Source organism: Amycolatopsis sp. NPDC050768 (assembly GCF_040654155.1).
In the GTDB taxonomy this organism is placed as follows: domain Bacteria; phylum Actinomycetota; class Actinomycetes; order Mycobacteriales; family Pseudonocardiaceae; genus Amycolatopsis.
The window spans coordinates 1-21,529 of record NZ_JBFAHL010000013.1 but is presented as its reverse complement, the minus strand read 5'-3'; the positions used below and the strand labels follow the sequence as shown (position 1 = coordinate 21,529).

The window sequence follows — 21,529 nt, the reverse complement described above, 5'->3', positions numbered from 1 at the left end:
GCGCACTGGCAAGACCAAAGTCACTAGCCATTCACATCGTTACCCGATCAGTGCAGCTTGCAAGGAAGCCGCGAGTGAACAACGATGCACTCACCAAATGCGCGTTCAGGAGGCCACCGAAATGCCGATCCCCGTGGGTGTCAACGTCGGCCAGTTCTTCCGCGGGGTGCCGGTGCGGTGGGACGAGCGCGTCCGGGAGATCGAGGACCTCGGCTTCGACGGGATCTGGTTCGCCGAGGCCTACGGCTCGGACGTGTTCACCCCGCTCGCCTGGTGCGCCGCCCGTACGACGCGCGTGCGCCTCGGCACGGCCGTCGCGCAGATCCCCGCCCGCTCCCCCGCGGCCACCGCGATGGCGGCGGCGACCCTCGACCACCTCTCCGGCGGACGCGTGGTCCTCGGCCTCGGCGCCTCCGGCCCGCAGGTGTCCGAGGGCTGGCACGGTGTCGCCTTCCCCCGTCCGCTGGCTCGCACCCGGGAGTACGTCGAGGTCGTCCGCCAGGTCCTGGCCCGCGAAGCCCCGCTCACCTACGACGGGGAGTTCCACCGCCTTCCGCTGCCGTCGGGCACCGGGCTCGGCAAGCCGCTGCGCTCGACGCTGCACCACCGGCGACCGGACCTGCCGATCCAGCTGGGTGCCGAGGGCCCGCGCAACGTCGCGCTCGCGGCCGAGATCGCCGACGGCTGGCACGCGATGTTCTTCTCCCCCGAGGCCGACGCGTTCTACCGGGCCGCGCTCGACGCCGGCTTCTCCCGCCGGCCCGGCGGTCGCCCGGCGCGCTTCGAGGTGATCGCCACGGTGCCGGTCGTCGTGGACGAGGACGTCGAGCGCGCGGCCGACCACGTCCGGCCGGAGCTCGCGCTGTACATCGGCGGCATGGGCGCCCGCGAAGCGAACTTCCACCACGACGTTTTCACCCGCCTGGGTTACGCCGACGTGGCGGCGCGCGTGCAGGAGTTCTACCTCCGCGGCGAGAAGCAGGCCGCCGCGGCCGCGATCCCGACCGCGCTCGTCGAGGAGGTCGCCCTCGTGGGTCCGGTGGGCAAGATCCGCGAGGAGCTGTGCCGGTGGGAGTCCACTGTGGTCGATTCGCTCGCCGTACAGGGACTGCCGGACGACCTCGCGCTCGTGGCCCGCGCCGTGCTCGGCTGACCTCGGCACGGCCACGCGCTCCCGGCTCACCCGCTCGCCTCCGGTTCGACCGGCGGCACTCCCAGGCAGGCGTGCGCCGCACCGCGCAGCAGCTCCGTCAGCCGGTCCGAGGGCAGGCCCGATTGGTGGAACAACACCGACTGCACGCAGCCGATCGCCGAGTGGACCAGCACCCTCGCCTCGCCTTCCGCCAGGCCCGGCCGCAGTGGCCGCACCGCCGCCGCCCAGCCCTCCAGGTACTCGCGCTGGGCCCGCTGCAGCCGGCGCAGGTCCTCGGCCGGGAGGTTGCGCGCCTCCAGGTGGTACACCTGCAGGATCCGCCGCTCCTCCACGGCCACGCGGACGTGGTGGCGCACCAGCTCGGTCACCGCGGTCCGCTCGTCCGGCGTGGTCGCCAGGATCTCGGCGGCCGCCGAGTCCAGCAGGTCCATCACCCGGTACAGCAGCGCGGTCAGAATCGCCGCCTTGCTCGGGAAGTGGCGGTAGACCCCGGTGCTCACGATGCCCGCCGCCGCGCCGATCTCGGCCAGGCCCACCGCGTGGTAGCCGTGTCGCGAGATCAGGTCGGCCGAGACGGCCAGGATCCGCTCCTTGCGGTCCGGGTCACGTCTCGGCGTACGCACATCGTCCACTGTGGACTCAACTCCGCAGGAGGTGTTCCGGGACGTCCGCGAGCCGGCTGCGCAGGTACTCGCCCAGCCCCTTCGCCTGCGGGTCGGGCCGCGTCGCGGAGGCGACGCCCGCACCGAGGATGCCGACGACCACGAGGTTCACCGCGCGCAGGTTGACCAGCTCGTAACGCCGGATGTCGAGCTCCGCGGCCTCCGGGAGCAGTTCGCGCACGCGCTCGACGGTCAGATAACCGCGCAGCCACGCGTACTCCTCGTCGGTGCGGACCCACACCCCGATGTTGGCGTTGCCGCCCTTGTCCCCGGATCGGGCTCCCACGATCGTCCCGAGCGGCAGACGCCGGGTCGGCCCGGCGGGCACCTCGGCCACCACCGGCTCCGCGACCTCAGGAGCGAGCGCCGTCACCGCGCTGTGCGGGATGGTCCGCACGGTCCCGTCGGGCAGCGTGACGCGGTGCTCCACTTCGGACGCGGGGATCAGCGTCGGCCAGTAGACGCCGTACGCGCTTTCCGTGGACGGCGGCGTCGTGGTGTGGAAACCCGGGTAGCCGCCGAGAGCGAGCTCCATGGTGGTGTTGGAGAACGCGCGGCCGACCTTGCGCCGGTCGGGATCCTTCACCGTCACGCGCAGGTGCGCGGTGGCCTCGGCGTTGGTCGCCGCGTCGGAGTGGTCGAACCGCAGCAGCCGCACGTCGAACTCCGCGAACCGCTCCCGTCCGCCCAGTAGCTCGACCAGCTGCTGCTCGGCCCACGCCGCTTTCTCCTCGATGCGGGTGCCGGTCAGCACGAGCGTCATCGTGTTGCGGTACCCGCCCTCGTAGTTGAGCGCCACCTTGAGCCGGTCGGTCGGCGCGCTGCCGCGCACGCCCCGGATGCGCACGCGGTGCTCGCCGTCGGGCACGAGCTCGAGGGTGTCGAAGTGGGCCACGGCGTCCGGCCCGAGGTACGCCGGCTCGGCGATCTCGTACAACAGCTGCGCGGTCACGGTGCCCACGGACACGAGCCCGCCGGTATCGGCGTGCTTGGTGATCACGCTCGAGCCATCGGCGTCGACCTCGGCGATCGGGAAGCCCGGGTACCGGCGGTCGGTGACCTCCTCGAAGAACGCGTAGTTCCCACCCGTGGCCTGGGGCCCGCATTCGATCACGTGGCCGGCGGCCATCGCGCCGGCGATCTTGTCGTGGATGTCCGCGTCGTCGCGGGTCCAGCCGTGCCACCACGCCGCCGGGCCGACCACCACCGACGCGTCGGTGACCCGCCCGGTCACGACCAGGTCCGCGTCCGCCCGCAGGGCTTCGGTGATCCCCCACGCGCCGAGGTAGGCGTTGGCCGAAACCGGGCGCACACCGGCGTCGGCGAGCTTGCGGCCGGTATCGAGGTGCGCGAAGGCGTGGCCGGCCGCCTGCAGCTCGTCGAGCCGGGGCACGAGGTCGTCTCCGTCGACGTACGCGATGCGTGGGTGCAGGCCGAGCCGTTCGGCCAACGCACCGAGTTCGGCCGCCAGCCCGGCGGGGTTGAGGCCGCCGGCATTCGACACGATCCGGATGCCGCGGTCGAGGCAGGTGCCCAGCACGTGCTCGACCTGCGTGAGAAACGTCTTCGCGAACCCCGTCGCCGGGTCCTTCTGCTTGGCCTTCCAGAGGATCAGCATGGTCAGCTCGGCGAGGTAGTCGCCGGTGAGCACGTCGATCGGGCCGCCCTCGACCATCTCGCGGGCGGCCTGCAACCGGTCGCCGTAGAAGCCGGAGCAGTTGCCGATGCGCACGGCGCGGCCGCCGGTCGTGGTCACGATGGTCCTCCCGTATGGCTCAGGGGCGCTCGCCCGGTTCCGGGGCTGCCGGCGAAGGTCTGGGCGACGGACAGCCACTCGGTCGCGACCGGGCCCGCCACCTCGAGATCGGTGTCGTCGCGGTGGCGGCGCTGGGTCACGACGAGGCAGAAGTCGAGCGCGGTCCCGGTGACGCGGTCCGCGGCCTCGGCCGGACCCCACGTCCACACGGCGCCGGACGCGGCCGTGAGCTCGACCCGGATCGGCTCGGCCGGTGCGGGTTTTCCGTTCAGGGCGAAGGAAAACGCGGCAGTCTGCACGCCGAGGTGCGCGATGTGGCGCAGCCGGTCGGTCGGCTCGCGGTCACGGCCCAGCGCGTCGGCGATGTCTTGTCCGTGCGCCCAGGTCTCCATCAGCCGCGCGGTGACCGAGGACAGGGCACTCATGTCCGGGCCGTACCAAGGGAGCCGCGCTTTCGGGTCGAGGTCGCGGAAGGCGGTGACGAACTCGTGGCGCGTCCGGTCGAACCAGGTGCGGACTGCTTCCGCGGGCAGCGTCGCGTGTTCGGCCGCGACCCGGTCGGGGAAATCCATGCCGCCGGCCACGAGAGCGTCGGCGGCGAGCCGGAACGCGGCCGGGTCGACCGCGGCTTGTGTCGCCGTCTTGTCGAAGTACGCGAGGTGCGTGAGCTGGTCGCGGACGGTCCAGCCCACCGCCGGGGTCGGCCGGGAGATCGCGGCATCGTCGAGGTCCGCCACGAGGTCCTGCAGCACCCGGGTCTCGGCGACGAGGTCGTCGAGCACCTGCTGCATCGAAATGGCCACGTCAGCGGCCCTGCCAGACCGGCATGCGCTTTTCCTTGAAGGCCAACGGGCCTTCCTGCGCATCTTCGGACAGGTACACGGGTTCCCAGATCTCCTCGGCCAGGTCGTAGGCCTCGGCCCGGCTGTGGCCGGCCGACAGGTACGCGGTGCGTTTGGCGGCGAGCACGGACAGCGGCGCGTTGGCCGCGATGCGCTCGGCCAACTGCTGCGTGCGTTCGCGCAGGTCGGCCGCCGCGACGACGTCGTTGACCAGGCCGTGCTGCTGCGCCCGCGCGGCGCTGATCGGATCGCCGGTCAGCAGGATCTCCAGCGCGACCCGCGGCGGCACGAGCCAGGACAACGGCGCCGCCCACGGCGAACCGCGGCCGACCTTGACCTCCGACACGGCGAAGCGCGCGTGCTCGGCGGCCACCACGAGATCACACTGCTGGGCGAGCAGGAACCCGCCACCGTAGGCGATCCCGTTGACCGCGGCGATCGTCGGCTTCGGCACGTCGACGTTGCGCCCGAACTGGGGAAGGAAGTCCGGGGGCGGCACGGTCAGCGCGGTCTCGTTCATCTCCTTGAGGTCGCCGCCGGCGCAGAACGCCTTGTCGCCGGCGCCGGTCAGGACGAGGACTTTCGCGTCGTCGTCGGCGTTGAAGCGGTGCACGCCGTCGAACAGTCCTTTTCGGACCGCCTCACTCAACGCGTTGCGCGCCTCGGGGCGGTCGATGGTGAGCCAGGCGACGCCGTTGGTCACCTCGTAGCGCACGGGGGTCATCCGGCCTCCTCTTCGGTGATGACGGCGACGATCTCGCCCGATTCGACGGTCTGTCCCAGCTCGACGGACAGCTCCGCCACGAGCCCGGCGACCGGCGCGCGCACGGAGTGCTCCATCTTCATCGCCTCGAACACCACGATCACCGCGCCGGCCTCGACGTGCTGTCCTTGTTCCGCGACGACCCGGACGACCGTGCCCGGCATCGGCGCCAGCAACGAGCCGGGCGCGGCGTCCGTGCCGGGCTCGGGCAGCCGGGGTCGTTCGGTGAAGGTGGTGGCACCCAGCACGCTGTCGCAGTAGACGGTGTCGCTCACCTGGTGCACGTGGACCGTGCGCCGGATTCCGTTCACGCGCAGATCCACCCGGTCCGGACGCGCGGCGAGGACCGCGAGCCCGTCCACCGGGGAGCCGTCCACCCGCGCGTCGAGTCCCTGGCGGGTGAAGCGGTAGGTGACGTCGACGTCGGTGTCCCCGCGGCGGTACTCGGCGCGCTGCGGGGCGCTCGCGACGTTGCGCCATCCCGTCGGCACGACCCGCTGCACTTCGGCCCGGCCCCGCCGGTCGGCCTGACTCGCGACGGCGGCCGCCAGCGCGTGCACGGTCACCGCCTCCTTGCCGGGCACGCCGATCAGCGCGGCGGGATCGTGGCGCGTGAGGTAACCGGTGTCGGTCGCGCCGGCGGCGAAGTCGGGTTCACGCAGGATCGCCACGAGCAGGTCGCGGTTGGTGACCAGACCGTGGATTTGCGCTTCGGCAAGGGCTCTGGCCAGTTTCCGCACGGCTTCGGCGCGGGTGCGACCGTGCGCGATGACTTTGGCGAGCATGGGGTCGTAGTGCGTGCCGACCACCGAGCCGTCGCGCACCCCGGTGTCGACGCGCACCCCCGGCAGGGCCGGGATCCGGAAGCGGCGGAGCGTTCCGCTGCCCGGCAGGTAATCGGCCGCCGGGTCCTCGGCGTACAGGCGCGCTTCGACCGCGTGGCCGGTGATCTCGGCTTCCGTCGCTTCCACCGGCAGCGGCTCGCCTTCGGCGACGCTCAGCTGCAGAGCGACGAGGTCCAGCCCGGTGATCTCCTCGGTGACCGGGTGTTCCACCTGCAGGCGCGTGTTGACCTCGAGGAAGAAGAACTCCCCGTTCGGCGCCATCACGAACTCGACGGTGCCCGCACCGGTGTACCCGATCGCGGCACCCGCCGCGACCGCCGCGTCGCCGAGCTGCTTGCGCAGCGCCTCGTCCACGGCCGGCGACGGCGCTTCCTCGATGATCTTCTGGTACCTGCGCTGGATCGAGCACTCACGTTCGAAGAGGTGCACGACGGTGCCGTGCGCGTCCCCGAAGATCTGGACCTCGACGTGGCGCGGGTTCTCCACGAACCGTTCCAGGAACACGGTTCCGTTGCCGAACGCCGACGCCGCTTCCCGCCGCGCGCTCGTCACGGCTTCGACGACTTCCGCGGCCTCGCGCACGATCCGCATCCCGCGCCCGCCACCGCCAAAGGCCGCCTTGACCAGCAGCGGGAAGCCGATGTCCTCGGCCATCCCGGTCACGGTCGCGGCATCCACGTCGGCGGTGTCGTCGATGGTGGCACCGGGCAGAACGGGAACGCCGGCCTTCGCCATCAGCTCCTTGGCCGCGATCTTCGACCCCATGGCCTCGATCGCCGCGACCGGCGGCCCGACGAAAACCAGCCCCGCGTCGGCGCAGCGGCGCGCGAAGCCGGCATTCTCGGAAAGGAACCCGTAGCCGGGGTGAATCGCGTCCGCACCCGTGGCCAGCGCGGCTTCGACGATGAGCTCGCCTCGCAGGTAGGTCTCGGCGGAGGACGAGCCGGGCAGGAGCACGGCTTCGTCGGCGGCCTCGACGAACAACGCGTCGGCGTCCGGATCGGAGTGCACCGCGACGGTGGCGATGTCCAGGGCTCGCGCGGAGCGGATCACCCGTTCCGCGATCTCGCCGCGGTTGGCCACGAGCAGCTTCCGGATCGGGCGGGTGCCCGGCGGGGTCCAGCTGGATTTCAAGGTGGTCCTCACATCCGGAAGACGCCGTAGCCACGCTGGCCGGCGACGGTGTTGGAGTGCGCGGCGGACAGCGCGATGCCGAGCACGGTGCGGGTATCGCGGGGGTCGATGAGGCCGTCGTCGTAGAGCCGCGCGGTGACGAAGAAGGCGTGCGACTCCTTCTCGATCTGCGCCTCGATCGCCGCGCGGTTGCGCTCGTCTGCTTCGAGGTCGAACTCCCGCCCGTTGGCCGCCGCCGACTGCTTCGCGACGATGGACATGACGCCGGCCAGCTGCGCGGCACCCATCACCGCCAGCCGGGACCCAGCCCACGCGAACATCAGCCGCGGGTCGTACGCGCGGCCGGACATGCCGTAGTTGCCGGCGCCGAAGGACGCGGCGAGGTTCACCGTGATGTGCGGAACCTTGCTGTTGGCAACGGAGTTGATCATCTTGGAGCCGTCCTTGATGATCCCGCCCTGCTCGTAGTTCTTGCCCACCATGTAACCCGTGGTGTTCTGCAGGAACAGCAGCGGCGTGTCGGTCTGGTTCGCGAGCTGGATGAACTCGCTGGCCTTCTTGGCTTCCTCGCTGAACAACACGCCGCGCGCGTTGGCCAGGATGCCCACCGGGTAGCCGTGCACAGAGGCCCAGCCGGTGACGAGGCTGGTGCCCCACAAGGGTTTGTACTCGCCGAAGCGCGACCCGTCGACCACCCGCGCGATGACCTCACGCGGGTCGAAGGGCACCTTGATGTCCGAAGGCGCGATACCGAGCAGCTCCTCCGGGTCATACAGCGGCTCGTCGGCGGGCAGCGTCGGGCCGGGGCCGAGCTTGCGCCAGGTGAACTCGGCGACGATCTGGCGCCCGATCCGGATGCAGTCGCGCTCGTCGGCCGCGAAGTAGTCGCACAGCCCGGAAACCTTGGCGTGCATGGCCGCGCCGCCGAGCTCCTCGTCGTCGGCGTCCTCACCGGTGGCCATCTTCACCAGCGGCGGGCCGCCGAGGAAAACCTTGGCTTGGCCGTCGACCATCACCGCGTAGTCGCACATGCCGGGCACGTAGGCGCCGCCCGCGGTCGAGTTGCCGAACACCAGCGCGACGGTGGGGATCGCCAGCGACGACAGCTCGGTGAGGTCGTGGAAGATCTTGCCCGCGTGCACGAACAGCTCCGACTGCGTGGGCAAGTCGGCACCGCCCGATTCGACCAGGTTGATCACCGGCAGGCGGTTGATCCGGGCGATCTCCAACGCTCGCAACGTCTTCTTCAGCGAGTACGGGTTCATCGCCCCGCCGCGCACCGTCGGGTCGTGTGCGATCAGCACGCACTCGACCCCGGAGACGACGCCGATCCCGGTCACCACCGAGGCCCCGACCGAGAACTGCGTGCCCCACGCCGCCAGCGACGACAGTTCGAGGAACGACGCGTCGCGGTCGAGCAGCAGCTCGATGCGTTCGCGGACGAGCATCCGGCCGCGGTCGCGGTGGCGCTGCTGGTAGCGCGGCCCGCCGCCGGCGATGGCCGCCTGGATCTGCTCGTCGAGCTCGGCCAGCACCTGTTTCTGGTGCTTCAGGTTGGTCTGGAAGGTCTCGTCCGCGGTGTTCAACGCGGACCGCAACACGGTGGTCATCTCGCGGTGGTCCGTTTCTCTCGGCTCGCTTGTCTCGGGCTCAGTACGAACGGGGCAGCCCGAGGCTGTGCTGGGAGACGTAGTTCAGGACCATCTCCCGGCTCACCGGCGCGACCTGCAGCAGGCGCGCGATGCCCCAGTACGGCAGCAAGCCGTATTCGGTGGCGAACCCGTTGCCGCCGTGCGTCTGGATCGCCGCGTCCACGGCGGCGGCGGCCGCCTCGGCCGCCGCGTATTTGGCCATGTTCGCGGCTTCGCCCGCCGGTTCGCCGTGGTCGTGCTGCCAGGCCGCCTTCGCCGTCATCAGTGCGGCCAGATCGGTCTCGATCTTGGCCTTCGCGAGCGGGTGCGCGATGCCCTGGTGCTGCCCGATCGGCGCGTCCCAGACGGCCCGCGTCGACGCGTAGTCCGCGGCTTGGGCCAGCACGTGGCGGGCGATGCCGACGCACACGGCCGCACCGGTGATGCGCTCCGGGTTGAGCCCGTGGAAGACCTGGTGGAAGCCGTTGCCCTCTTCGCCGACCAGGGCGCTCGCGGGCAGGCGCAGGTCGTCGAAGTGCAGCACGAACTGCTTCTCGGGCAGCTTCGCCGACACCGGCAGCCGCGTCGCGACGAACCCGGGGGTGTCGGTGGGCACGAGGAACAGCGACAGCCGGGCGCGGCCGGTGGTCTCGTCGCGGCCGGTGCGCGTGACGAGCAGGACGGCCTCGGCCTCGTCGACGCCGGAGATGTAGTGCTTGGTGCCGTTGAGGACGAAGTCGTCGCCGTCCCGCACCGCGACGGTCGAGAGCCGGTGGGTGTTGGACCCGGCGTCGGGTTCGGTGATGCCGAAGACGATCTTCGTCTCACCGGAAGCCATGCGCGGCAGCCAGTGCTGTTTCTGCTCGGCGGTGCCGTAGTCGGAGATCATCTCGCCCGAGATGGCGGCGGACACCATGAGCAGCAGCAACGGGCAGCCCGCGGCCGCGGTCTCCTCGCACACCATCGCCAGCTCGGCCAGGCCGGCGCCACCACCGCCGTACTCCTCCGGCAGGTTGATCCCCAGGAACCCGTTGCGGCCCAGCTCGGCCCACAACTCGGCGGTGGGCTCGCCGGCCTCGGCGCGCGGGACGTAATACTCCGGCCCGAACTTCGCGGCGATCGCCCGCACCGTGTCCCGGAGATCCCTGTGTTCCGAGGCCTCCTGAAAGTCCACACCGACTCCTTCGTCCGTCCAGCGCCCTAGTGCATAGTGGTTCACTAGGGCGGCTTTGGCAAGCGAAGACATCGAAGTGCACTTGACCAGCTGGCGATCCAATTCGGTGATGGTCCAGCCTGTTCACCCGCCGTCGAATTCAGTGAATGACGGATAACTTGGGTGCGAAGTGGCTACGTTGGGCTGACCGCCTAGCCGCCGAGGGTTTCGAGCACGGTGCGCGCGACGCCGGTGGCCTTGTCCAGCACCGCGCGGGTGAGCGCAAGCATGTCCTCACCGGACGCGCGGGCCGGGCCGACGCCGGCTTCGAGGGTTTCGAGCATCGCGGTGCGGAGTTCGGTGTTGACGTTCACCTTGCCGACGCCGGCGGCACCGCAGCGACGCAGGTCGGACGGCGGCAGACCGGACGCGCCGTGCAGGACGAGCGGGACGGTGCCGGCCTCGGCACGGACGCGGGCCAGCCGCGGCCAGTCGAGAGCGGGCGCGCCGCGGTAGCGGCCGTGCACGTTGCCGACGCCGCACGCGAGCAGCTGGGCCCCCGAGGCGGCGAGGAACGGCCGGACCTGCGCGGGGTCGGTTTTGCCGGACACCTCGACGGCTTCCGCTCGGTCTTCGTCGCCGGGAACGCTGCCGAGCTCCGCTTCCACGACGACGCCGCGCGGCGCGGCGAAAGCCCCGACCTCGCGGACGAACGCCGCGTTCGCGTCCGGCGGCAGGTGGGAGCCGTCCGCGAGCACGGCGTCGACACCGTGCTCGATCGCCATGCTGATCAACGCCGCGTCCTTCGCGTGGTCGAGCTGCACGCACACCGGGACGGCCGCCGCGTCGGCGATCGCGCGCAGCGTCCGGATGAGGCGCGGCTCGGCGGCCGAGGGCGCCACCAGCAGGATCACGGGCAGGCCCGCCTCTTCCGCCGCGCTGACCACCGCCAGCGCGGTATCCGCCCCGTAGCAGGTGAACGCGGGAATGGCCGCCTGGTCGGCGAGTCGCCGGGCGACCAGGTCGTCGAGTGCCGCTCGCATCGGTCGAAAACTCCACTTCCGGGAGAGAGGTGCCGGGACCGTCCACGAAGGACGGTCCCGGCCGGGTCAGCGTCCGAGGTCTTCGAGATAGGCGTGGACGATGTCGTCGAACGAGAGCTGTTCCAGGCCGAGTTTTTCGGCGCGGGGCGTGTGGAACCGGGCCGGCCAGCTGCCCACGATGGCGCCGACGCCCGCGTCTTCGGTCCAGTCGATGAGGTCGCTCGTGCCGACACCCGCCACTCGGTCGAGTGCCGCGGCCATTTCCTTCGGCGTGGTGGTGAGCGCGGGCAGGTTCATCGCGGTGCGGCTGCCCCAGGTGGGGTCGTCCGCTTCCGCGGCGAGCAGGAGGCCTTCCAGGGTTTTGCGCGGCGACGACAACGCGATCGGCGTGTCCGGCGGCACCGGGCAGGCCGCGCGTTTCCCCGGCCAGCGGTTCGCGGATGATGCCGGACAGGAAGCTCGACGCGGCGGCGTTGGGCTTGCCCGGCCGCACCGACACCGTCATCAGCCGCACGGACCGGCCACGCACGAAGCCCTTGCGCGTGTAGTCGGCCACGAGCTGCTCGCCGATGAACTTCTGCACGCCGTAGCTCGCCTGCAGGCGCGGGAGCGTCGTGTCGTCGACGTCGCCGACCGGGCCGATCGCCGGGTCGCTGCCGAACACGGCCAGCGAGCTGGAGAACACCAGTACCGGCTGCGTTTGGAGACCTCGCGCGTATTCGAGCAACGCACGCGTGCCGTCGAGGTTGGTGCGCATGCCGAGGTCGAAGTCGGCCTCGGCCGCGCCGCTGACCACGCCCGCCAGGTGGAAGATCGCGTCGACCGGGCCGAGCCCGGGCAACGCGGTGGTGAGGTCGCCGCTGACCACGCGCACGCGCGGGTCGGCGACGAGGTCGGCCGGCGGCGGGAAGAGGTCGACGAGAACCAGTTCGCCGAGTTCTTCGGGGGCCGCGCCGCCGAGCGCGATCGGGGCCGCGAGCAGCCGGCGGGCGAGGACGGCGCCCAGGGAACCCGGCGCCGCCGGTGATGACGATGCGGGTGCTCATGCCGTCTCCAGACGTTCGATGACCTCGGCGAGTGCCGTCTCGCCGCCGACATTGCCCGCGAAGACCACGTACGGCAGTCCCTGCGCCGGCCCGGAAGCGGGCTCCCACAGCGAGACGATGCCCGGCAGCAGCGAGCCCCGGATCCAGGCGCGGGTCGATGCCGAGTGACTCCGTGGCGACGTCGGAGGAAGTGATGCCGCCCTTGCCGACCACATAGGACGGTCGGCGCGCGGCGACGGTCGAACCAGGGTGTGGGTGGTGCGCGGCCACGCGAACCGGCCGCCGGGCGCTGTCAGCCGCGGTCGGCGTTCGTGTCGTCGTCGCTGGTCGCACCCGGTCTCCTGGTCGTCGCCGCCGGCGAGGCAGCTGCGTCGTCGGCCGTGGTGGCCGGGCTCGTGGCCTGGCTCTGTACATCCTGTCGGCATGTCGACAGTCCGTCAAGCAACAGTTTTCCGCTAGACTGCTACCGGCCGCCCGCGATCGCACGTGGTGCCGGTTCGAACGGGGAGAGTGGCGTGTCCATCAACATCACGAGCAAGCCGATCAGGACCACGCTGCGCGAGTCGACCGTCGACCTGCTGCGCACGGCGATCTTCGGCGGGGACATTCCCGCGGGGACCCATCTGGCCGAGGTCAGCCTCAGCACTTCGCTGGGGGTGAGCAGGGCAACGCTTCGCGAGGCGCTGCGGCAGCTCCAGCAAGAGGGGCTCGCCGTGCAGGACTCGCGCGGCCGGGTGTCCGTGCGCGAAGTCTCGACCCAAGAGGTGGAAGAGCTCTTCGAAGTCCGCCTCGGCCTGGAAACGATCGCCGCGCGCCGGCTGTGCGAGCTGCCCGACCGGTCCTCGGCCGTCACCGAGCTGACCGAACGCCTCGACCGCCTGCGCCGGCCCGAGTCACTGGCCGCGGACCTCGACGCCGACCTGGAGTTCCACGGCACCATGTGCCGGCTGTCCGGCAACCAGCTGCTGTTGCAGTCGTGGGAAGGCATCAGCAGCCTGGCGCGCATCACCATGCTCGCGGCGGGCCCGGACTCGGCGCGCGCGAACATGGCCTACGAGCGCCACGCCCCCATCGTCGACCTCATCGCCCGCGGCGATTCCGCCGCGTGCAGCGAGTTCCTGGCCGACCACATGGCTTCGGCGCGCGACCGGCTCATCCGGAGCATCTCGACCTCTGCCGCGGACGAAACCGAGGTTCGTTCGTAGCGAGGGAAATCACGACACCTGCCCGTGACGCGCAAAACGGCGCCGCCGGGCGATTTTGCCCCGGCGGCGCCGTTTTCCGAACTGGTCAGCTGTGCGAGATCGTCAGCCCGTAGAAGGCGACGCGAGCGCCCTTCGTCGTGCTGCTCGACGAGGACTGGTTGTACGAACCGGCTTTGAAGTACTGCTTGTACGCCTTGAACGACGACGGAATGCTGTAATGCGTCGTGCTGCCGTTCACGGTGAGGTCGATGGTGTTGCCACCGGAGATCCCGATCGTGTAGGTCCAGGTCTTGCCCACCGCGACGTGGCCGACGGTGTGCAGGGTCTGGCCGCCGTCGGGCGAGTTCTCGGTGCCCAGCACGATGTCGCCGCTGGAGCGGTAGTACAGCTCCAGCAACGGTTTCGTCGACGAGCCGCCGGTGCCGAGGTGGACCTGGCCGACGCACACGTTCGACGTCACCGACACCACGCGCAGCGTGGCGCTGAGCTTGTGCGATCCGCTCAGTGACCAGTCGGCGGCCGAACCGTCGCGGTTCATCTCCCTCAGCTCGGATCGGGCGTAGTTCGAATTGGGGGTGGTGACGCCCTTTTCCGGCGCCCAGAACGTCATCGCGCCGTCGCGCGTGTCGGTGTAGAAATAGCTGTCCTGGAACCCGTTCGGCCCTTGCAGCCGAGACGACGAGATGGTGGTCGGCGAGCCCGGTGAGCCGACCGGCTCCTGGAGCTGCCAGGTCGACAGGTCGAAGTTGCCGCCAGGAGCCACGGACGGGCTGCCCAGCACGGATTGGCCGGTGGCCGGCGCTGCCTCCGCGGACAACGCGGTTGCAGCCACGAAAGCGGGAATCGCCAGCACGACGAGCGCGGCGCGCATGCGCATCGCAGTTTCCTTTCGCACGGTGGGGACCTCTGTGCCATTTATTCAGATATGTGAATTAATGTTGCGGAAACCCGGCGGCGAAAGGAAACGTTAAGGTTGCGGTCGCATCAAGTCAAGGATTGACATGATGCTCGACGTGCTTCGGCGGCCCGTCACCGCGAGGCGACGGACCGCCGAGTTCCGATTACCGGAACGAACTAGAACGCCTTGCCCGCGTCACGGGCGGCGGTCAGGGCCGCGGCGCGGTCCTGGTCCGGGGTGCCGGTGAGGATGGTCGGCTGGAACCGGACCTCGGTGACGTCGGTGACGCCGACGAAGCGCAGCCAGTCCTTCACGTACGTGGAGTGGAAGTCGGCGCCGAACTGGATGGGGACGCCTTCGGAGTAGACGCCGCTGGTGTAGATCGTGGCGGCCTTCTTGCCGTGGACCAGGCCCGAGTAGCCGGCGGCCGGGTCGAAGCCGAAGACCATGCCGGGCTGGGTGATGATGTCGATCCACTGCTTGAAGACGTAGGGCACGCCCGAGTTCCACATGGGAATGCTGAAGACGTAGGCGTCGGCCGAGGTGAACTGGTCGGCGAGCGTCTGGGCCTGCGCCCACACCTCGGCCTGCTCGCCTTCGGGTGCGCCGCCGGCGAACACGGCGAGCTTGGCGCTCGCGCCGGCCGGTCCGAACTGCGGCAGCGAGCCGTCCCAGAGGTCCAGCGTCTTCACGACCGTGCCGGGGTTGGCGTCCTGGTACGACTCCAGGAACGCCGCGGCCAGCGCACCCGAGTCCGACGCGGCACCTCGCGGGCTGGCCGAGATGTGCAGAACGGTTGTCATGACAAGCCTTCCTGATGTGATTGCCCACCGGTTCGGGGCGACGACTGTAACCGGTAAAAGTGCAGATCAACAGTTACAACGCGCCCGGTAGCCTGTCAACGAACGCGGAACGGACGGACAGGAAAGGAGGGCCGATGGAACCGGAATTGCCCCTGCTCGGGCTGAGCGACCATCCGGCCCTCGCGTTCCTCAACACCGCGGCCACCACCGAAAGCGCCGAGCTGATCCCCGACGGAGCGGGTTACCTGCGGTGGCTCGAGCTCACCGGGCTGATCGACGAGCAGGACCGGGGCGCGGTGCTCGACCGGTTCGGTGGCGCCGAGCTCGACACCGCGGCTCTCGAAGCCGTCGAGTTACGTGAACGCCTGCGTCCGGTGGTTCAGGCCTGGGCGGACGGCGATCCCACAGCACCGGACGAGGTGTTCCTGGCCGCGTTGAACGCCACCTTCGCCGAAAGCAGCCTCAGCCGGCAGGTCCACCGGTCCGGCGCCGACCTCGATCTGGAGGACCGGTGGACGTGGACTACGCCCCGGTCCCTCCTCTCACCCGTCGCGGAAGCGGCGGCTGACTTGTTCGTCCACGGCGACCGGTCCCTGGCTCGCAACTGCGAGGGACCCGAGTGCCCGCTGTGGTTCTACGACCGCACCAAAGCGCACCGCCGCCGCTGGTGCTCCATGGCGACGTGCGGGAACCGCGCCAAAGTGCGCGACTTTCGGGCGCGGGCCACGAAAGACGTTTCGTAGCCCCGGATCACCGACGAGCGAACGGTTTTCAGCGCTCGACCGGCGTGATGCGGGTGTTGCGGAGGTGTTCGTAGACGATCGACGTGCGGACGTCGGCCACTTCGGGGCGCGCGGTGAGCTTGTCGATCACGAAGGCGTAGAGGCTGGCGTTGTCGGGGACCGCGACGTGGAGGATGAAGTCCTCGGTGCCGGTCGTGACGTAGAGGCCGAGGATGTCGGGCAGCGTGGTGACCCAGTTGCGGAAGCCTTCGATGACGCGGCGCGACGGCGGGCGCACGCGGACCGCGACGAGGGCCTGGACCGAGCGGCCGATGGCGGGCAGGTTCACGTCGAGGGTCGCGCCCTGGATGATGCCGCGCTGGCGAAGCGCGCGGGTGCGGTCGAGGGCCGTGGTGGGCGAGACGCCGACGGCGGCGGCGACGTCGCGATTGGTCTTCCGGACGTCCGACTGCAGTTCTCGCAGGATGGCCTTATCAAGTTCGTCCACGTCCGCCTCCAGAAAGCCAAATCCGATACTTGTACGGATCGTAGGCGACTCTGCTGGTTGTTCGTCTAGCTTCATGAATCAACCGCAGTACGAACAGGCAGGGAGGTCCGGCTTTGGCCGAGGAAAGTTCGCCGATCGGGTTCGCCCCGGACGAGGTCGATCCGACCGTGTCGACGCGGGCGGCTCGCTTGAAGTGGGTGGTGGTCGTCGACAGCAGTCTGCCGCCGGGGCGCGCGGTGAACGCGGCGGTCTGCGCAGCCGCGGCGACGGCACCGAACATCACGGGGCTGCTCGGCGACGACGCCGTGGATGCCGACGGGCAGGCGCATCCCGGGTTGCCGTGGACGGGGTGTTCGGTGCTGGCCGCCGACGGTCCGACGCTGCGCACCATCCGCGCCAAGGCCGCGGCGTCGCCCGGGTGCTTCGTGGCGGACATGCCGGTGGTGGCGCAGCACACGCTGGTGTACGCCGACTACCTCGCCGGCGTGAAGGAAACCGCCGGCGAGGAGCTCGACTACTACGCGGTGAGCATCGTCGGGCCGCGCAACCGGGTGGGCAAGATCGTCGGGAAGCTGCCGTTGCTCCCCTGATCCGCTAGCGCACAGCCGCCGAGGCGTAGTCCCACAGGCGGTCCGCCGCGACCGGGTCCAGGGCCCAGCGCGCGACGCCCGCCATCGCGTCCACGCCGGCGGCCGCGAGGTGCGCGCCACCGTCGATGGCCGGCGATTCCTGGTTGTCCTCGAAGTATCGGCCGGTCACGCCGTCGAGCAGCGGCGACGCGGCGAGCAGCGTGGGTGTGACGGCGCCCTGTTCGGGGGTCTTGAAGTAGGCCGGGGTGGTCGCGTTGCCGTCGGCGTCGAGGGCGCCGAGCAGGCGCAGGGCCTCGGGAGTGAGGTGGCGCAGGAGGTTCGTGCGGATGACCCCCGGGGCGCACGCGTTGGCGTGGATGCCTTCGCCGGCCCAGTGGCGGCTGATCCCGACGGCGAGCAGCACACTGGCGGTCTTCGACTGCCCGTAGGCGACGAGCGGGTCGTAGGGCCGCTGCTCGAAGTGCGGGTCGGAGAAGGAGAAGTCCGTCAGCAGGTGCGCGCCGGAGCTGAGGACGACGACGCGCGCTCCGCCGCCGGAGCGCAGGGCGTCGCGCAGACCGGTGACGAGCGCGAAGTGGCCCAGGAAGTTGATGCCCAGGTGCATTTCCCAGCCCTCGGCGGTGACCTCGCGCTCGGGCAGCGCCATCACTCCGGCGTTGGCGACCAGCGCGTCGACCGGCCCTTCCCACTGCGCGCAGAACGCGCGCACCGAACCGAGGTCGGCGAGGTCTAGCGCGACGACGTCGACGTGCGGGAACTGTTCGACGAGCTGCTTGGCGTGCGCCGGTGTCCGGGTGGCGATGGTGACGTGCGCGCCGGCCGTGGCGAGCGCGCGGACGGTCTCGGCGCCGAGCCCTGAAGCGCCGCCGGTGACGATCACGCGGCGGCCGGTCAGGTCCACTCCGGCGAGGACCTCGGCGGCCGTGGCTCGCGCACCGAACGGGGTGGTGATGGTGGTCATGGGGTCCTTCGCGGGAAAAGTCCAGTGTGGACAGTGAAAGAGCTCGCTTCCGCGGGGAAGACGGAAGCGAGCCGGTGCGTCAGGACGCGTTGGGCGTGTAGTGGCCCGGCACCATGCGAGTCGACACGCCGAAGCGGTTGAACGCGTTGATCGTGGTGATCGCCGCGATGAGGTGGGCGAGCTCGGTCTCGTCGAACTGCTGCGCCGCCTTCGCGTAGACCTCGTCGGGCACGAAGCCGTCGGTGAGCACGGTGACGGCCTCGGTCAGCTCGATCGCCGCGATCTCGCGCGCGGTGTAGAAGTGCTTCGACTCGGCCCACGCGTCCAGCTGCAGGATGCGTTCGGCCGACTCGCCGGCCGCCAGCGCGTCCTTGCTGTGCATGTCGAGGCAGAACGCGCAGTGGTTCAGCTGCGACGCGCGGATCTTGACCAGGTTCACCAGGCCCTCGTCGAGGTGCTTCTTCGCCGCGGTGTCCAGGCGCAGCATGGCCTTGAACACGTCGGGGGCGAGCTTCATCCAATCCAGGCGCGGGGTGTGCTCGGGCAGGCGTTCAGTCGTCATGAGATCACGCTAAGCGCCGCTGCCCGCGCGCACGTGGTCCAATTCCGGCCGCCGATCGTGGGCCAATCGCCTATGGCGCAGTGCACAGTGGACAGCCCCGCGAACGTCCCTACAGTGGGAAGAACCGACTCCCCTGGAGGATCCCCGTCATGACCGCACCGTCCTGGAAGGACACCGGACCGTGGCTCGTCGCGCTGGACATCGACGGCACACTGATCCACGAGGACGGCTCCCTCAGCGACGCCGTGGTCACCGAGGTCCGCCGGCTCGACGCGGCCGGGCACCACGTCGTGCTCACCACCGGCCGGTCGGCCGTGAGCACCATCCCCGTACTCGACCGCCTGGGCATCACGCCACGGTTTCTGGTCTGCTCCAACGGCGCCGTCACCCTGCGCCGATCCGGATCCGGCTTCCGGCGCCACCACGTAGAGTCGTTCGACGCGGCCGAGGTCCTGCGCGCCATCCGCACGCACCTGCCGAACGCCCGCTTCGCCGTCGAGGACGAGCTGGGCCGCTACCGCTGCACCGAACCGTTCCCCGACGGCACGACCGGCCTCGACGACGCGCAGGCCGCGGTGCCGTTCGAGGCGCTGCTGACCACGAAAGCCACCCGGGTCGTCGCGTTCGCGCCCGGCCACGACATGGACGATTTCCTCGCTCTGGTAGCAAAAATGCACCTGCGGAACGTGAGCTTCGCCCTCGCCTGCACCCCGTGGCTCGACCTCGCCGCCGAAGGTGTGAACAAGGCCGCCGCGGCCGAACGCGTCCGCGCCGAGCTCGCGGTCCCCCGGCACCGCGTGCTCGCCGTCGGCGACGGCCACAACGACATCGAGCTCCTCGCCTGGGCCGCCGAACGCGGGCGCGGGGTCGCGATGGGACAGTCTCCCGCCGAGCTGATCGCCGCCGCGGGCGAGCTCACCGGTACCGTGCTCGAAGACGGCCTCGCGCAGGTACTCGCGACGCTATGACCGCGGCAGCACCGAGCACAACGCCGCCAACGCCCCCGACCACGCGCTGTCCGACGGAGTCGCGTACCCGACGACCAGCCCGTCGCGCCCACTGTCCTCCTGCAAAGACGGGTGCGCGAAATCCCCCAGCCCGTCGAGCGCCAGACCCACCCGCGCACCCGCGGCGATCACCGACCGCTCGGTGCCCGGCGGGAGGTCGAGCACCGCGTGCAACCCGGCCGCGATCCCCGAGACGCGGATGCCCGGCGCGTGCTCCGCGACGGCCGCCACCAGCTGGTCCCGGCGCCGCCGGTAGCGCAGCCGCATCGCCCGCACGTGCCGGTCGTAGTCGCCGGACGTGAGGAACTCGGCGAGCGTCAGCTGGTCGAACGAACCCGGCGCCCAGTCGACGTGGCCCTTCGCGGCGATCACCTCGTGCGTCACCGAACGCGGCAGCACCAGCCACCCGAGCCGCAGCCCCGGCGCCAGCGACTTGCTCGCCGTGCCGAAGTAGCAGACGCGCTCAGGATCGAGGCCCTGCAACGCACCGACGGGCTGGCGGTCGTACCGGAACTCCCCGTCGTAGTCGTCTTCGAGCACCAAACCGCCCGTCGACCGGGCCCAGTCGACCCCGGCCGCACGCCGGTCCGGACGCAACGCACCGCCGGTCGGGTACTGGTGCGCGGGCGTGAGCAGGACCGCGCCGGCGTCGAGCGAACGCAGCCCCTCGGTGCACGTGCCGTCCTCGTCCAGCGGCAGAGCCGGTGTCTCCAGGCCGGTTTCGGTGAGCAGGTCGTAGTACTGCGGCACGCCGTAGGTCTCGACGGCGACGGTCCGGACCCCGCGCGCCCGCAGCACGCTGCCGATCAACCGCAGCCCGTGCACGAACCCCGCGCAGATCACGATGCGCTCGGGCGACGCGTAAACGCCGCGGGCGCGCGCGAGGTAGTCGGCGAGCGCCGTGCGGAGTTCGACGCGGCCGCGCGGGTCGCCGTAGCCGAGAGCTTCGTGCGGCGCGGCCATGATCGCGCGCCGGGACGCCGCGAGCCATTGCGCGCGCGGGAAACTCGCCAGGTCCGGGTTGCCGGGCAGCAGGCTGAACCGCGTGTCCGACGTGCGGATCGGCGTCGGCCGGCGGAGCGCGACGCGGTCGGAGCCGGGCGTCGGCGCGCGGCGGGGCTCCGCCCGGCGGGCGACGCGCGTGCCCGAACCCTGCCGCGCGGTGAGCCAGCCTTCGGCCACGAGCTCGGCGTACGCGTCAGCCACGGTATTGCGCGCGATCGACAGGTCCGCCGCCAGCGTCCGCGACGACGGCAGCTGCGCGCCGGGCACGAGGCGGCCCGTGCGCACGGCTTCGCGCAACGCGTCCATCAGCGACGTCCGCAGGCCATGGTGGCCGCGAAGGTCCAGGTGGTCGAGGTGCAGATCGGCGCCGAGGCCCTCGGCGGAGCGTCTGCCCTCGGGTGAAGTGGCCCGTGTTCCCACCATGGAAATGGACCATACTCCTGACCCAATCGCAACCTAGCGTGGGTTTTGAGCCCAGCGCGCGGGCCACCAATCCGGTTGCCATTTACTACCACTACGGCCCGATATCCCTGAGGAACGCCATGACTTCCCTCGACGTCCGGGAAACCCCCGGACCACCACGCCCCGGCATCAGCACCGGGTTCGCCGTCCTGCTCGCCGTCGTCTGCGGCGTCGCGGTGGCCAACATCTACTACGCCCAGCCGCTACTGGAGGACATCGGCCACGACCTCGGCGTCGGCGCGGCCGGGCTCGGCTTCGTGACGACCGTGACCCAGGTCGGCTACTTCGCCGGCCTGATCCTGCTGGTGCCGCTGGGTGACCTGCTCAACCGCCGCGTGCTGATCCCCGTCGGCTCGGTGATCGCCGCGCTGGCGCTGCTCGGCGTGGCCGTGTCGCCCGGGCCGGTGCTGTTCTTCATCGCCAGCGGCGTGGTCGGCCTCGCGACGGTGGTGCAGCAGGTGATCATCGCCTACTCCGCCGTGCTCGCCAGCCCCGAATCCCGCGGACGCGTGCTCGGCATCGTGACCAGCGGCGTGGTGATCGGCATCCTGCTCGCGCGAACCGTGGCGGGCCTGCTCGCCGACGCGTTCGGCTGGCGCTCGGTGTTCGTCGTCTCCGCGGTGCTGATGCTCGGTGTCGCGGGCCTGCTCGGCCTGCGGCTGCCGCCGGAGCTGCCGGACCGGCCGTCGGTCTCGTACCGCAAGCTGATCACGTCGATCGTCACGCTGACCGCGCGCGAACGCGTGTTCCGCGTGCGCAGCCTCATCACGCTGTTCAT

At 70.8% G+C, this 21,529-nt stretch carries 22 protein-coding genes and 1 pseudogene; 7 read left to right on the top strand and 16 right to left on the bottom strand.

The genetic code is table 11. The annotated features are described in order from the left end of the window. Positions 1–97 precede the first annotated feature (97 nt). Positions 98–1,153: an LLM class F420-dependent oxidoreductase gene (locus AB0H62_RS32455; protein ID WP_360590337.1), complete on the top strand. Its 1,056-nt coding sequence runs from the start codon at positions 98–100 to the stop codon at positions 1,151–1,153. Positions 1,154–1,179: 26 nt separating this feature from the next. Here AB0H62_RS32455 and AB0H62_RS32450 read toward each other — a convergent pair whose 3' ends face one another. From AB0H62_RS32450 to AB0H62_RS32405, 10 genes and pseudogenes are all read right to left on the bottom strand, one after another. Then, positions 1,180–1,776: a TetR/AcrR family transcriptional regulator gene (locus AB0H62_RS32450; protein WP_360590334.1), complete on the bottom strand. Its 597-nt coding sequence runs from the start codon at positions 1,774–1,776 to the stop codon at positions 1,180–1,182. 16 nt (positions 1,777–1,792) lie between these two features. Further along, on the bottom strand, positions 1,793–3,571 hold the full coding sequence (locus AB0H62_RS32445; RefSeq protein WP_360590332.1) for an acyclic terpene utilization AtuA family protein: 1,779 nt from the start codon (positions 3,569–3,571) through the stop codon (positions 1,793–1,795). Beyond that, positions 3,568–4,374 carry a TIGR03084 family metal-binding protein gene (locus tag AB0H62_RS32440; RefSeq protein ID WP_360590330.1) on the bottom strand — a complete coding sequence of 269 codons (807 nt, stop codon included), beginning with the start codon at positions 4,372–4,374 and terminating at the stop codon, positions 3,568–3,570. The genes AB0H62_RS32445 and AB0H62_RS32440 overlap by 4 nt, the downstream gene beginning before the upstream one ends. Position 4,375: 1 nt before the next feature. Further along, complete coding sequence (locus AB0H62_RS32435) at positions 4,376–5,137, bottom strand: enoyl-CoA hydratase-related protein (RefSeq protein WP_220243848.1); 762 nt, start codon at positions 5,135–5,137, stop codon at positions 4,376–4,378. Further along, positions 5,134–7,155 (bottom strand): biotin carboxylase N-terminal domain-containing protein, encoded by a 2,022-nt coding sequence (locus AB0H62_RS32430; RefSeq protein WP_360590328.1) that lies wholly within the window; start codon positions 7,153–7,155, stop codon positions 5,134–5,136. The genes AB0H62_RS32435 and AB0H62_RS32430 overlap by 4 nt, the downstream gene beginning before the upstream one ends. Positions 7,156–7,163: 8 nt before the next feature. Beyond that, entirely contained in the window at positions 7,164–8,765 is a 1,602-nt protein-coding gene (locus AB0H62_RS32425) for a carboxyl transferase domain-containing protein (protein ID WP_360590326.1), read from the bottom strand. A gap of 40 nt (positions 8,766–8,805) precedes the next feature. After that, on the bottom strand, positions 8,806–9,960 hold the full coding sequence (locus AB0H62_RS32420) for an acyl-CoA dehydrogenase family protein (protein ID WP_360590324.1): 1,155 nt from the start codon (positions 9,958–9,960) through the stop codon (positions 8,806–8,808). 191 nt (positions 9,961–10,151) lie between these two features. After that, positions 10,152–10,982 (bottom strand): class II fructose-bisphosphate aldolase, encoded by an 831-nt coding sequence (locus AB0H62_RS32415; protein ID WP_220243851.1) that lies wholly within the window; start codon positions 10,980–10,982, stop codon positions 10,152–10,154. 66 nt (positions 10,983–11,048) lie between these two features. Beyond that, positions 11,049–11,360, bottom strand: a complete 312-nt coding sequence (locus AB0H62_RS32410) for a hypothetical protein (protein ID WP_220243852.1) — start codon at positions 11,358–11,360, stop codon at positions 11,049–11,051. A 94-nt stretch (positions 11,361–11,454) separates the two neighbouring features. Then, a pseudogene (locus AB0H62_RS32405) lies at positions 11,455–11,850 on the bottom strand (NAD-dependent epimerase/dehydratase family protein); the annotation flags it as partial. A gap of 196 nt (positions 11,851–12,046) precedes the next feature. Between AB0H62_RS32405 and AB0H62_RS32400 the strand changes: the two are divergent. Then, on the top strand, positions 12,047–12,196 hold the full coding sequence (locus tag AB0H62_RS32400) for a hypothetical protein (protein WP_220243853.1): 150 nt from the start codon (positions 12,047–12,049) through the stop codon (positions 12,194–12,196). A 347-nt stretch (positions 12,197–12,543) separates the two neighbouring features. Further along, positions 12,544–13,233: a GntR family transcriptional regulator gene (locus AB0H62_RS32395; protein WP_220243854.1), complete on the top strand. Its 690-nt coding sequence runs from the start codon at positions 12,544–12,546 to the stop codon at positions 13,231–13,233. An 85-nt stretch (positions 13,234–13,318) separates the two neighbouring features. Here the strand turns inward: AB0H62_RS32395 and AB0H62_RS32390 are convergent, their stop codons facing one another. Together AB0H62_RS32390 and AB0H62_RS32385 are read right to left on the bottom strand one after the other, a co-directional pair. Beyond that, on the bottom strand, positions 13,319–14,128 hold the full coding sequence (locus tag AB0H62_RS32390; protein ID WP_360590321.1) for a polysaccharide lyase family 7 protein: 810 nt from the start codon (positions 14,126–14,128) through the stop codon (positions 13,319–13,321). A gap of 179 nt (positions 14,129–14,307) precedes the next feature. Then, complete coding sequence (locus tag AB0H62_RS32385) at positions 14,308–14,934, bottom strand: NAD(P)H-dependent oxidoreductase (protein ID WP_360590319.1); 627 nt, start codon at positions 14,932–14,934, stop codon at positions 14,308–14,310. A gap of 134 nt (positions 14,935–15,068) precedes the next feature. Here AB0H62_RS32385 and AB0H62_RS32380 point away from each other — a divergent pair, with 134 nt between their 5' ends. Next, entirely contained in the window at positions 15,069–15,677 is a 609-nt protein-coding gene (locus AB0H62_RS32380) for an ABATE domain-containing protein (protein ID WP_255638414.1), read from the top strand. Positions 15,678–15,705: 28 nt separating this feature from the next. Here the strand turns inward: AB0H62_RS32380 and AB0H62_RS32375 are convergent, their stop codons facing one another. Beyond that, the gene (locus AB0H62_RS32375) at positions 15,706–16,164 is read right to left on the bottom strand and encodes an Lrp/AsnC family transcriptional regulator (RefSeq protein ID WP_255638415.1); all 459 of its coding nucleotides are present in this window, start codon (positions 16,162–16,164) and stop codon (positions 15,706–15,708) included. A 113-nt stretch (positions 16,165–16,277) separates the two neighbouring features. Between AB0H62_RS32375 and AB0H62_RS32370 the strand changes: the two genes are divergently transcribed. After that, positions 16,278–16,754 (top strand): DUF2000 domain-containing protein, encoded by a 477-nt coding sequence (locus AB0H62_RS32370; RefSeq protein ID WP_360590316.1) that lies wholly within the window; start codon positions 16,278–16,280, stop codon positions 16,752–16,754. 4 nt (positions 16,755–16,758) lie between these two features. On the opposite strand, the gene AB0H62_RS32365 is transcribed toward AB0H62_RS32370, so the two are convergent. After that, positions 16,759–17,715, bottom strand: a complete 957-nt coding sequence (locus AB0H62_RS32365; protein WP_360590314.1) for an SDR family NAD(P)-dependent oxidoreductase — start codon at positions 17,713–17,715, stop codon at positions 16,759–16,761. Between the two features lie 79 nt (positions 17,716–17,794). Further along, positions 17,795–18,277: a carboxymuconolactone decarboxylase family protein gene (locus tag AB0H62_RS32360; protein WP_360590313.1), complete on the bottom strand. Its 483-nt coding sequence runs from the start codon at positions 18,275–18,277 to the stop codon at positions 17,795–17,797. 149 nt (positions 18,278–18,426) lie between these two features. Here AB0H62_RS32360 and AB0H62_RS32355 point away from each other — a divergent pair, with 149 nt between their 5' ends. Then, positions 18,427–19,245 (top strand): HAD family hydrolase, encoded by an 819-nt coding sequence (locus AB0H62_RS32355; protein ID WP_220243860.1) that lies wholly within the window; start codon positions 18,427–18,429, stop codon positions 19,243–19,245. On the opposite strand, the gene AB0H62_RS32350 is transcribed toward AB0H62_RS32355, so the two are convergent. Further along, complete coding sequence (locus AB0H62_RS32350; protein WP_220243861.1) at positions 19,240–20,712, bottom strand: PLP-dependent aminotransferase family protein; 1,473 nt, start codon at positions 20,710–20,712, stop codon at positions 19,240–19,242. The genes AB0H62_RS32355 and AB0H62_RS32350 overlap by 6 nt on opposite strands. Before the next feature lie 119 nt (positions 20,713–20,831). On the opposite strand from AB0H62_RS32350, the gene AB0H62_RS32345 reads away from it, so the two are divergent. After that, positions 20,832–21,529 (top strand): MFS transporter (locus tag AB0H62_RS32345; RefSeq protein ID WP_360590310.1); only part of this gene is annotated, 698 nt, incomplete at its 3' end.